Genomic DNA, 12456 nt, shown 5'->3' on the forward strand with positions numbered 1-12456 from the left:
ACAGGAGAACAGCATGATCCTGGAAGACAGCGTGCGGCCGGATATCGGCCTTGAGGACCTGGGAGTCAGCAATCCATTTCCCCTATATGCCCGCATGCGGGAAAACCACCCGGTATATCCTCTAAAAGATAAGGGTATATGGGTCATCAGCCGCTATGACGATGTCAAGTTTGCCATGGAGCGGGCCGATCTCTTTTCCGCGTCCGGTCAGAAAGCTCTTCTCCAGCCGGATTGGCTGCCTGACGATCTGAAACGGGATATGTTCATCGCGGTTCAGGACCCACCGGAACACACGGAAAAACGAGCTCTGATCAATCGGGCATTTGTCGGAAAGGCCATTCAAGCTCTTATACCTTTTATGGAGGCCGCCGCACAGGAACAGGTAATGGCCGTTGAAGCTTCCACAAAAGTGAATTTCATTGATGATTTTGCCAGACCTTATGTCTGCTCCGTCTCCGACCGTATCACCGGGGCGGATAGCGATGCGTATCTGAAGGAACTGGGCCGCTGGGTACAGCTGAATCAGGCCAACCTGTCAGGCAGCGCGCCCTCAACCGAGCACATGCAGGCCCTACAGGCCAATATGGCGCGCCAGAACGCCATTTTTGACGCCATTATCCACGACCGGCGACAAAATCCGCAAAACGATCTGACGACCGATCTGATCAAAGGGCGGGTAAATGGCGAGGCACTGACCGATTCACAGCTTAGAAATGCCCTGGAGCTGGTCATTACAGCAGGCTTTTTCGCTCCAACGCAAATGTTCTGCCAGACCATACTCTATCTGGGTCGGTATCCTGAGCTTTTTCAGGCTCTGAAATCAGACCCAGGCAAGATTCCGGCTTTCTTTGAGGAAGCCCTGCGGCATGCCGCTGCCGTCAGGGCGTCATTACGACATACGACCCAGGACGTTACACTGAACGACGTAACGATCCCCAAAGGAAGTTTGGCGTTTCTGTCGCTGGCGTCTGCAAACCATGATCCTGTACGGTTTCCCGAGCCGGACCGGTTTGATATGACGCGCACCAATCTCAAACAGCATCTGGCATTTGGTGTGGGACCTCATATCTGCATCGGCGCGGCCCTTGCCCGCCAACAGATGCGGATCATTCTGGAAGCCATTCTGGCACGCTTCGAAGCTATCAGCATTCCATCCGATGAGGATATTAAAACAGCACCGTCCTGGGTGATGAATGTTGTCGAAGACCTGCCTATTACATTTCACTGATCCAAAGGTTCCATACACAGAATAACAAGCCGGATACGGCTGGACGGGGGAGAAACATGACTGAAACTATAATCACCGGGGCTCTATTCAGTTTGGCCAGTTTGGGGACGATTGTTCTTCTCGCCGCTCCGGCCGTTAATTCCGCGATAGCGGCAGAGGACCGTCTCGCCAAGGTGGAAGAGATAACCGTCACATCGGAGAGGCGCGAGAAGTCGCTTCAGGAAACGCCGGTTTCTATTTCCGTCTTGAATGCCGAACAATTGGAAACGCGCGGTATTACAAGTCTGAACGGCTTGGAAAACAGCGTTATACCATCCCTGAGCATACTGCCGTTCGGCACGACCCCATCCACGCTGATCATTGCCATTCGGGGCAATGGTCCCATTGACCCGAGCCAGGTCACACGCGATGGGTCCGTCGCGATTTATCAGGATGGATTTTACCTGGGACGCTCGCAGGGCCTGAGCCTGGAACTGGCGGACCCGGAACGGATTGAAGTGTTGCGCGGGCCGCAGGGCACCCTGTATGGCCGCAATGCCACAGGGGGCGCCATCAATGTCGTATCGCAGAAGCCGACCGGTGAACTGGGACTGCGGCAGGTCTTGACCTATGGCAACTTCGATGCGCTGCGCACCGCGACGACCCTCAATCTACCGGAATTTGCCGGTATCAGTCTGAAGTTCGATTACATCCATTCCGAACGGGATGGCTGGGTGGACAACACCGCCCCGGATGAAGCGGACTTTTTTGCCTTCAACAAGGACGGCGGGCGGGTCAGTCTGAACTGGCAGGCCAGTGAAGATATTGCACTGGACTATTTTTTCGAAACGGGCGAGGTGGAAGCGTCACAGATATATTGGCAAGTGGCTGTTGACCGTATCGGTGTCATCGGAAACGAACCGCGCCGGGCACGGGAAAGCCGCTTTCCCATCACGCCACTCGACCCATCGGTTACAGACTATGATATGCATGGCTTAACGCTGTCCTGGACAGCGTCCGACAATCTGACCGTCAGATCCTTGACTTCATATCGGGAAACCGTTGAATCCACCCGTAACAATTTCGCCGGCGCGCTCGGATTTAACGGGGTTATTGTTTCTGAAGAGTATGATCAGGAGCAATTCTCACAGGAATTTCAAGTATTAGGCACCTATGACCGTCTGGAATGGGTCGCGGGCTTGTATTATTTCGAAGAAGACGCAGGCCAGGACACCCAGAATTTGTTCACTCTGGACCTGTTGGGTTTGTTGACGGGAACCCCGCTGACGCCCATTGTGCCTCCAACCACTTTCGACGTGTTCTCCGGTGCCGACGCCCCCTTACGGCAAATTGAGAGCAGAGCGGAGTCACGGGCTGTGTATGGTCAGGCCACATGGACCCCGCCAATACTGAACGATCGACTGCAACTGACCGTCGGCTTCAGATATACGGATGACAGCCGCGATGCGACACGTCTTGAAACAATTGAACAGTCTTTTGAACTAGACACCGACAGTTTTGACCCCTTGGTCACAGTGAACTATTTCTGGAACGATACAATCTCGACGTATGCGAAATTCTCCACGGCCTACCGCGCGGGCGGTCTGAATGTACGTTCAGCGAGCTTCTCGGGCTTCGGCAACGAAATTTCCGAGACAATCGAGGTGGGCCTGAAATCCATGTTCTGGGATCAAAAGGCACTCTTGAATATCGCTGTTTTCACGACAGACATCGAAGACGCCCAAATTGATTTTGCAAATCCAGACAACCCGGTCGCGATTGAGACAATCAATGCCGAAAGGACCGTGGAAATCGATGGCGCGGAAATTGATCTGACACTGGCACCTGTACCCGGCCTCGTGATCGGACTGAATTACACATATTTGGATGCCACTGTTCCGCCGCTGGCCAATCCGTTGGCGGGGGGAAATCCGGAAAATTTCAACTTGGCGCAAACACCGGAGCATGCCGGTTCGGTTACAGCGGACTATACTTTCCCGCCGCTGCCGTTCGGGACCCTCATCGCCCATGTCGATATGACCGCCACGGACGAATACCACTTCGTGCCCGGCAACATGACGCAGGATCTGGATTCTTACGCCCTGTTCAATGCGCGTCTGACCCTGACGGATATCAATATCGGCAACAGTTCGCTGGTCGCCGCCCTTTGGGCGCGCAATATTTTCGATACAGAGTATGTGCAGGCAGGCGCACCCACAGCAGCCGGCGACCTGGAAGTTTACGGGACGCCGCGCACCTATGGTTTCGACCTGACCTATCAGTTCTGATTGTCGTGTGACACAATCACGCTGCGGCCAGCCCTATGGCCGCCATATTCCCCGTTTCTGCATAGCGTTCAAAAGCTGTAACCCAGATGGATAGCGTTATCGAGATATCGAACTGAGACTGAAGCCGAGTGCTATGATGTAACGCACGACTTCGGGCCAAATGACCTAAAAAGTGAGCCCCTTTTCGAACATAAGCTATGAAAAATAAAATTACCTCACATTATCCAAGAAAATACATTATAGGGTAGTATACTATACACCCCAAGGGAGGGCGGTAAGGAGACGTTTGTCATCATGCGTTCGGCAGACAACACACGTGAGGAACAACAGGGCTATTGCCCAAGCGTATCGGATTTTCAAGTCTTCAGAACCCTGAACACCAGCAGGGATTTCGGTGAGTTCAAAAAAAATATCGGCCGTATTTTAAGGGGGCTGGGTTTTGAGGAATACGCCTTCAGCCGCATGCATACAGAAGGGAAAGTCGACCCGTATCTTCTGACCACATCCTCCGAGATGCGGCAGGCATATTATGAAGACGGGCTGTATGAACATTGCATCATCACGCAATATGCGCGGCATAACAGACAGCCGATTTACCAGTCGGTTATCGAGAAAGAACTGAAAAGCATGTCCTGGAAAACAAGCTTTTCCATCTGTAACGAAAAAATATTCCAGCTGTTCAAGCATTTTAAATATAACGACTTTTACCTGATGCCCAGCCAGGCCCTTAATGGCAATGGCAATGTTGTTTTGTCCCTGGCCGGCCGGGACGTGGCATCATATGACTTTCGGCAAAAAGTCGAAAAGGCCAACCCGGTCCTTCGTCAGCTGTCGGACGCCATTGATTATGTGGGCACGCGAAAATTCGCCTCCTCCTTTCTCAGCGAGGAAGAAAGTCCGACCATCGCCATCACCCCGCGCCCGCTTCAGATCCTGACGATCATGGCGCAGGAGGATATGAGCCTTCAGGAAACCGCCGACCATCTGGACCGCAGTGTCCACACCCTGAACCAGCAGGTCGCGGCCGCACGGAAGGCGTTCGGCGTCGACACCACGCACGGTGCCATCTATCAGGCTATTCGCGAAGGCCTGATCGACTGCGAAAAAAACCGTCTCAAAAATCATCGTCCTGAAGATGTCATCACGCTGAAGACTCGCTGAAGACTCTGGGAGGCAGGAGAGCAGCATGATCCTGGAAGACACCGTGCGGCCGGATATCGGCCTTGAGGACCTGGGCGCGGGCAATCCTCTGCCACTGTATGCGGCCATGCGTGAAAATCACCCGGTCTGCCCCCTCAATATGGAGGGGATGTGGGCCTTAAGCCGCTATGACGATGTCAAATTTGCCATGGAACGGACTGACCTTTTTTCCGCATCGGGCCAGAAGGCCCTGATACAGCCGGACTGGCTGCCGGATGATCTGAAAAGAGACCTGTTCATCACGGTTCAGGATCCGCCGGAGCATACGAAGAATCGCGCCCTGATCAGCAAGGCCTTCCTTGGCAGAACCGTTCAATCGCTTGTCCCCTTCATGCAGGATGCCGCGAACGATCTTATCGCAGGGATCAGGAGCGGCGCCGAGACGGATTTCCTCAACACATGTGCCCGTCCCTATGTTTGCCGCATTTCAGACAGGACCACCGGCGCGGACAGTGATGCCTATCTGGCGGAACTTGGCCGCTGGCTGCAATTGAACCAGGAAAACCTGTCGGAAAATCCACCCCCTGAATACATGAAAGCCCTGCAGGCCAATATGGTCCGCCAGAACGCAATCTTCGACGCCATCATCCACGACCGCCGGGAAAATCCGCGGGAGGACATCGCGACCGACCTGATACGCGGCCGGGTGGATGGCAGGGCGTTGACCGACGAACAGCTTAGAAACGCTTTGGAACTGGTCATTACCGCCGGATTTTTCACGCCGACACAGATGCTGTGCCAGGCTGTCATATATCTGGCGCGAAATCCCGGCCTGATGCAGGGATTGAAAGCGAACCCGGATCTGATCCCTGCGTTTTTCGAGGAACTGATGCGCCATGTGGCCATCGTCCGGGCCCTGCTGAAACGGACCAGGCACCCCGTCACGCTGCACGGCACGACCATCCCGGAAGGCGCGCTGGTCTTCTTGCTGCTGGCCTCGGCCAATCACGACCCCGCCCGCTTCCACGATCCGGACCGGTTTGACATGACACGGCCCAATATCAAACAGCATCTGGGCTTTGGGCATGGTCCGCACATCTGTATCGGCGCGGCCCTTGCCCGCCAGCAGATGCGGATCATTCTGGAAGTCCTGATCGCAACCTTCAACGGTATCGATGTTCCACCGGAAACAGACATCAGGATGGCGTCGTCCTGGGTGATGAATGTGGTGGAAGAACTGCCCGTTACCTTTCACTGACCCGAAATTTCATCAACATCAAGAACAAGCCGGACACGGCTGGCCGGGGGAGAAACATGTCTGAACATATAGCCGCCGGGGTCCTGCCCGGTCTGGGGCTGGTCACTTTGCTTGCCGCCGCACCCCTGACCGGTGCGGCAGCGGCGGAGGAACGGTCCGCCACGGTGGAAGAGATCCTCGTCACCGTGGAAAAGCGTGAAAAATCCTTGCAGGAAACACCGATCGCCGTCTCGGTTCTGGGGGCTGAACAACTGGAGGCCCGAGGCATTACAAGCCTGGACCGGCTTGAGACCGGTGTTATTCCTTCGCTGAACATCCTGCCTTTCGGAACGACACCGTCAACACTGGTTGTCGCCATTCGCGGTAATGGCCCCATCGACCCCAGCCAGGTGACACGTGACGGGTCCGTCGCGGTTTATCAGGACGGGTTTTACCTGGGCCGCTCGCAAGGTCTGAGCCTGGAGCTGGCGGACCCGGAACGGATTGAAGTGCTGCGCGGGCCGCAGGGGACCCTATACGGCCGCAACGCCACCGGAGGCGCCATCAATGTCGTATCGCAGAAGCCAAGCGGTGAGCTGGGCCTGCGGCAGACAGTCAGTCATGGCAATTACGACGCGCTGCGGACCGTGACCACGCTCAACCTGCCGGAGTTTTCCGGTTTCAGTCTGAAGTTTGATTATATTCATTCCGAACGGGACGGCTGGGTGGACAATACCGCACCGGGGGAAGAAGATTACTATGCCTTCAACAAGGACGGGGGGCGGATCAGCCTGAACTGGAAAGCCAGCGAGGATCTGAATGTCGATTATTTTTATGAGATCGGCGAGATAGAGGCGACACAGATCTATTATCAACTGGCCGTCGACAATATCGGCATCATCGGCCCCGAACCGGATCGTCAGGACACCACCCGCTTCCCGATAGCCCCGCTGGACCCGACGGTCACCGACTATGAAATGCACGGCCTGACCCTGTCCTGGACAGCATCTGAATCCCTGACCGTGCGATCCTTGACATCCTATCGGGAAACCGATGAATCCGTCCGCACGAACTATGGCGGTGTCCTGTATTTCAATGGTCTTGTCATTTCCGAGGAAATCGAACAGGAGCAGTTTTCCCAGGAAATCCAACTGGTCGGCACCCATGACCGTCTGGAATGGGTTGCGGGCCTGTATTATTTCGAAGAAGACGCGGCACAGGATACGCAGAACTCCTTCTCTCTCGACAGTTTTGGGTTTTTGACGGGCGTTCCTCTGACACCGATCAATCCGCCGACGACCTTCGATGTGTTCACCGGCGCGGATGCGCCACTGCGACAAATTGAGAGCCGGGCGGAATCACGGGCCGTATACGGACAGGCCACCTGGACCCCCCCGTTGCTGGATGACCGTCTGCAACTGACGCTGGGCTTCAGATATACCGACGACGACCGGGACGCATCCCGTATTGAAGTCGGCCGGCAGTCCTTCAACCTTGAAACCGACAGATTCGACCCGCTGGTAACACTGAATTACCTTTGGAGTGACACGGTGTCGACCTATGCGAAATTTTCCAGTGCCTACCGGGTGGGGGGTCTGAATGTACGCTCCGTCAGTTTCGAGGGGTTCGGGAATGAGGTGGCCGAAACCTTCGAGGTGGGCCTCAAATCATCCTTCTGGGATAACCGGGCCGTCCTGAATGTGGCTTTGTTCGCCACCGATATCAAAGATGCACAAATAGATTTTGTGGACCCGAACCCAATCGGACTGGAAACCATCAACGCCGCAAACACCGTGCAGATCGACGGCGCCGAAATTGAACTGACGGTGGCGCCTTTGCCCGGTCTGGTGATCGGACTGCACTATACCTATCTGGACGGGGATATGCCGCCGCAGCCCAATCCGCTTGCCGGCGGTACGCTGGAAACCTTCAATCTGTCACAAACGCCTGAACATGCGGGGTCTGCCACGGTGGACTATACTTTCCCGCCGCTGCCGTTCGGGACCCTCATCGCCCATGTCGATATGACCGCCACGGACGAATACCACTTCGTGCCCGGCAATATGACGCAGGATCTGGATTCTTACGCCCTGTTCAATGCACGCCTGACCCTGACGGATATCAATATCGGCAACAGTTCCCTGGTCGCCGCCCTTTGGGCGCGCAATATTTTCGATACGGAATATGTTCTGTACGGTGCGCCGAGAGCCGCTGGCGATCTGGAAGCCTACGGCACGCCGCGCACCTATGGCTTCGACCTGACCTATCAGTTTTGAACGGCGGAACAGCCGGAAACGGCAATGGCGGAGGGGTATAGTCTCAGAGTCCCGGTTGGGGTGCGCCGGGGACGCCCCCTTGAGGCATAGCCTCGGACGGATCGGCTTCTTCCATCACGGCGTCTTCGACTCTGCGTCGGGCACGCCCCCGAATCTCGCCGAATTTGAAGCCCAGATACCGGTACAGCAGGGCGCCGGTAAAATGCCGGAAAAGACGCCGGCGGCCACGGCGGCCGCGCACCACGTAAATCCCCGTCGTCGGATGGCGATAGACCTGGGACCACACACGGTTGGACCCGGCCATAAGGCGGTCCTTGACCGCGCTTCGGACAAAACGGGGGACGCCGATCTCGACACCCTGGTCCCTGCGGCGCCAGGCCCGTGTCCACATCAACAGGCCCACCGCAATCATGAGCACCACGGCCACCAGCATCAATGACAGATACAGCAGGCTGTATTCATCACCCAGCGTCAGGCGCGCGACCGTATCGTCCACGGCTTCGCTGACCGTCAGACCGGTATCCAGGTCCAGTGCGCCGTCCGCGCCAAAACTGTAGATCACCGCATCGCGCTGGTCGAGGCCGGCGATCATGCCATTGCCGCCATACACCGCCACATACCCGTTGGAGGCAACCGTGACGCCATACAGCGGATCGCCGCTGCACTTGACCTTCAGGTCGATCAGGTTGGGACGTTGCAGATAAAGCTGATAGTCGGTCACCCGGGCACAGCGATACCGGAAAATGTGAATGATATCGCCCAGTCTTACGGCAACGGATTCAGCCGGCGCATCGCGAAGAACAGCATCATACAGATCCAGCGCCACCTCACGCGGATCGGACTGGCGCGAGACAGGCTGGGCCTCAGCCTGTATGGCGGCCGCCCCTAAAAAGAAAATCATCAGTCCGGACAGGAGAGAGCGGCGCATCGTCATGCCTGCATAAAAAATCTTCATTCACCCGCATACACTGCTGGAACCCTATCATGAAACGGCACGCAGGCCGGCAGGGCAAGTTCTAGTTGGATGGACACGCCGGAAATAAGCAAAATCGAAAAGATTCGAGAGATTCACCGACAGCTCGGAAACAGTCCAAAGGAAAACGGAACCGCTGCCGGGGGGACGACCAGCGGTTCCGTATGACACAGTCGGATCAAGGGAGCTGATACGCTGTATCAGCAATCTTCACCATAAACGAGCATTCTTAATAATATGTAAATTATCTAAAAATACCGCATAATTGAAATTATATTGCTTTGCCGTTATTGATTACGGCGGCGGATACGGGATACGTGCCGCATCGTGGCAGCCGTCTGACGGACCTGGCGGAACGGAGATTTCAATTTTCGCGCATTTTCAGGGCGGCGATAAATGCGGTGTGCGGAATTTCGACCTTGCCGTACATGCGCATTTTGGCTTTGCCCTTTTTCTGCTTTTCCAGAAGCTTTTTCTTCCGGGTGACGTCACCGCCGTAGCATTTGGCGGTCACATCCTTGCGCATGGCCGAAATCGTTTCCCGGGCGATGACCTTGCCGCCAATCGCCGCCTGTACTGGTATTTTGAACAATTGTCGCGGGATCAGGTCCTTGAGACGCTCGCACAGGGCCCGGCCCCGTGTTTCCGCCTGGCTCCGGTGCACCAGCATGGACAGGGCATCGACCGGCTCGGCATTGACCAGGATCGACATTTTGACCAGATCGGAGTCCTCATATCCCGCCATTTCATAATCGAAGCTGGCATAGCCCCGGCTGACCGATTTCAGGCGGTCGTAAAAATCATAGACCACTTCATTCAGGGGCAGGCGGTATTTCACCATGGCCCGCGTGCCCACATAGGTCATGTCAATCTGCGTGCCGCGCCGATCCTCGCACAGCTTCAGGACCGCGCCCAGATGGTCGTCCGGCACCAGTATCGATGCCAGAATCCACGGCTCCTCGATATGGTCGATCTTGACCACGTCGGGCATATCCGCCGGATTGTGCAGCTCCACCAGGGAGCCGTCGGTCATGTGAATTTTATATATGACCGACGGGCTGGTGGTGATCAGCTCCAGATCGAACTCCCTGTTCAAGCGTTCCTGTACGATTTCCAGATGCAGCATGCCAAGAAAGCCGCAGCGGAAGCCGAAGCCGAGAGCGGCGGAATTTTCCGGCTCATACTCGAAACTGGCGTCATTCAGGCGCAATTTGGCCAGCGCGTCGCGCAGCCTTTCATAATCGGCGCTGTCCGCCGGGAACAAACCGCAGAACACGACAGACCGGCTGGGCTTGAAACCGGGCAGGGCCTCGGTGCAGGGCCTGCGCACATCCGTGATGGTGTCACCGACACGGGTGTCGGCCACTTCCTTGATGGACGCGGTGATGAACCCGACTTCGCCGGGGCCGAGGGCCTCAACCGCCACCCCCTTCGGCGTGAAGATACCGACCCGGTCGACACTATGCTCGGACCGGGCCGCCAGCATCTTGACGTGCTGGCCTTTCTTCAACTGGCCGTCAATAACCCGCACCAGCACCACAACGCCGAGATAGGCATCATACCAACTGTCCACCAGCATGGCCCTGAGCGGCGCATCCGGGTCGCCCCCCGGCGCCGGCAGGCGCGTCACGATGGCCTCCAGCACATCGTCAATGCCCAGCCCCGTCTTCGCCGAACATTCGATCGCATCCGATGCGTCCAGACCGATCACATCCTCGATCTGCTGTTTGGCGCGCGCGGGCTCGGCCGCCGGTAGGTCGATCTTGTTCAGGACAGGCACAATCTCATGATCATTCTCGATTGCCTGATAGACATTGGCCAACGTCTGGGCCTCGACCCCCTGGCTGGCATCCACCACCAGCAACGACCCCTCGCAGGCCGCCAGACACCGGCTGACCTCATAGGCGAAATCCACGTGTCCCGGTGTATCCATCAGGTTCAGGATATAGGTGTCGCCGTCCCTCGCCTGATAGGTCAGGCGCACGGTCTGGGCCTTGATGGTAATGCCGCGTTCCCGCTCCAGCTCCATGGAGTCAAGAACCTGCTGCTTCATCTCACGGTCGGTCAGGGCGCCCGTCGACTGGATCAGCCGGTCGGCCAGCGTGGACTTGCCGTGGTCGATGTGCGCGATAATGGAAAAATTGCGTATATGGGTTTGCTGGGCCATGGATGCTCTTTACATGAAAACTGTCTTGTCGGGCAGGCGCCGGGTCGTCCGTCAAATGGGCAGGACCCGGTCAGGCGGCCTGTGCCCGTCGACCAGCGCACGGATGTTGATCAGCACCTTCTCGCCCATGGCAACCCGCGCCTCGACGGTGGCCGATCCCATATGGGGCAGCAACACCACATTGTCGAGCGCCAGAAGTTTTGGATTGATCTGCGGTTCCTCCTCGAACACATCCAGTCCCGCCCCGGCAATCCGTCCCACTTCCAGAAGGTCCGCCAATGCTTCCTCATCGATGATCTCGCCCCGCGCCGTATTGATCAGCACGGCATGCGGCGGCAGCCGGGTCAGACGCTGCCTGTCCAGAAGATGATGCGTCGCCTCGGTCAGCGGGCAGTTGACCGAGACATAGTCCATGCGGCCCAGCATTTCATCCAGATCGGCCCAGTAGGTCGCCTCGAGCCCGGCTTCGACCTCCGGCCGCAACCGGGTGCGTTTATGATAATGTATGGACAGATTGAACGCTCTGGCACGCCTGGCAATGGCGCGGCCGATCCGGCCCATCCCGATAATGCCCAAGCGCTTGCCGGCGATACGGTGTCCCATGAGAAACGTCGGGGTCCAGCCCGTCCAGTCGCCGCTGCGGAGGATTTTCTCCCCCTCGAACAAGCGGCGGGGTACCGACAGCAGCAACGCCATCGCCAGATCCGCCGTGTCTTCCGTCAGGACACCCGGCGTATTGGTCACCGTCAGGCCCGCCGCATTGGCGGCGGCAAGGTCGATATGGTCGACACCGGCGCCGAAATTGGCGATCAGCTTCAGGTTCGGCCCCGCGGCCGCGACAATATCGCTGTCAATGGTATCGGTCACGGTCGGCACCAGGACATCGGCCTCGGCAACGGCCTCTTTCAATTGCTGCGGACTGAAGGGGGTGTCGGACAGATTCAGCGACACATCGAACAGCTCGGCCATGCGGGTTTCCACGCCATCCGGCAGTTTCCGCGTAACCACCACACGTGGACGTTTGGATAAAGGGGCGGCTTCAGCCATCTGATATCTTGACCTTCTCGGATAACACCGCAACTCTGCATCCGGACATGCGGCGTGGGTATCGGGTCCGAAATATGGGGGCGGGCCCTCGTCCCAATTCCTTACTGACCGGACAGACGCC

General features: G+C 56.9%; 8 protein-coding genes. 5 read left to right on the top strand and 3 right to left on the bottom strand.

Translation table 11 applies throughout. The features are described 5' to 3' along the window. Window positions 1-13 precede the first annotated feature (13 nt). From BXY39_RS15600 to BXY39_RS15620, 5 genes are all read left to right on the top strand, one after another. Window positions 14-1228 (top strand): cytochrome P450, encoded by a 1215-nt coding sequence (locus BXY39_RS15600; RefSeq protein ID WP_121939814.1) that lies wholly within the window; start codon window positions 14-16, stop codon window positions 1226-1228. 56 nt (window positions 1229-1284) lie between these two features. After that, entirely contained in the window at window positions 1285-3495 is a 2211-nt protein-coding gene (locus BXY39_RS15605) for a TonB-dependent receptor (RefSeq protein ID WP_121939815.1), read from the top strand. A gap of 294 nt (window positions 3496-3789) precedes the next feature. Further along, on the top strand, window positions 3790-4656 hold the full coding sequence (locus BXY39_RS15610; RefSeq protein ID WP_121939816.1) for a helix-turn-helix transcriptional regulator: 867 nt from the start codon (window positions 3790-3792) through the stop codon (window positions 4654-4656). A 25-nt stretch (window positions 4657-4681) separates the two neighbouring features. Next, window positions 4682-5893 carry a cytochrome P450 gene (locus BXY39_RS15615; protein ID WP_121939817.1) on the top strand — a complete coding sequence of 404 codons (1212 nt, stop codon included), beginning with the start codon at window positions 4682-4684 and terminating at the stop codon, window positions 5891-5893. A gap of 56 nt (window positions 5894-5949) precedes the next feature. Then, entirely contained in the window at window positions 5950-8148 is a 2199-nt protein-coding gene (locus BXY39_RS15620; RefSeq protein WP_121939818.1) for a TonB-dependent receptor, read from the top strand. A 43-nt stretch (window positions 8149-8191) separates the two neighbouring features. Here BXY39_RS15620 and BXY39_RS15625 read toward each other — a convergent pair whose 3' ends face one another. The 3 genes from BXY39_RS15625 to BXY39_RS15635 form a co-directional block, all read right to left on the bottom strand. Then, complete coding sequence (locus BXY39_RS15625) at window positions 8192-9103, bottom strand: hypothetical protein (RefSeq protein ID WP_121939819.1); 912 nt, start codon at window positions 9101-9103, stop codon at window positions 8192-8194. Between the two features lie 382 nt (window positions 9104-9485). Next, on the bottom strand, window positions 9486-11288 hold the full coding sequence (gene lepA, locus BXY39_RS15630) for a translation elongation factor 4 (RefSeq protein WP_121939820.1): 1803 nt from the start codon (window positions 11286-11288) through the stop codon (window positions 9486-9488). 51 nt (window positions 11289-11339) lie between these two features. Further along, on the bottom strand, window positions 11340-12335 hold the full coding sequence (locus BXY39_RS15635) for a 2-hydroxyacid dehydrogenase (RefSeq protein WP_121939821.1): 996 nt from the start codon (window positions 12333-12335) through the stop codon (window positions 11340-11342). Between the last annotated feature and the right edge of the window lie 121 nt (window positions 12336-12456).

This window comes from Eilatimonas milleporae (assembly GCF_003688555.1).
Classification (GTDB): Bacteria; Pseudomonadota; Alphaproteobacteria; order Sphingomonadales; family Kordiimonadaceae; genus Eilatimonas; species Eilatimonas milleporae.